This window comes from Xenorhabdus littoralis, from assembly GCF_033949345.1.
GTDB classification, from domain to species: Bacteria; Pseudomonadota; Gammaproteobacteria; order Enterobacterales; family Enterobacteriaceae; genus Xenorhabdus; species Xenorhabdus littoralis.
This window is the reverse complement of record NZ_VCDP01000230.1, coordinates 1-239: the sequence shown is the minus strand read 5'-3', so window position 1 is coordinate 239 and position 239 is coordinate 1. Positions and strand designations below refer to the sequence as shown.

Sequence of the window (239 nt, the reverse complement as noted above, 5' to 3'; positions counted from 1 at the left end):
CCGTTCTCCCCCGTATCGGGTGCCCGGCTGTATAAAACCGGCGACCTCGGCCGCTGGCTGCCGGATGGCCATATCGAATACCTCGGCCGTAACGATTTTCAGGTCAAGCTGCGCGGCTTCCGCATTGAGCCGGGCGAAATCGAAGCTCAGCTCGTTCAGTGTCCGGGGGTAGACGACGCCGTTGTCGTCGCCCGCGAAGATATGCCGGGCGACACCCGTCTGGTGGCCTATCTCCGGCC

At 64.0% G+C, this 239-nt stretch carries 1 protein-coding gene; it reads left to right on the top strand.

The features are described from left to right. Positions 1 to 239, top strand: a 239-nt coding sequence (locus FE394_RS19420; RefSeq protein WP_319927954.1) for an AMP-binding protein, incomplete at both ends; no start/stop codon positions are given.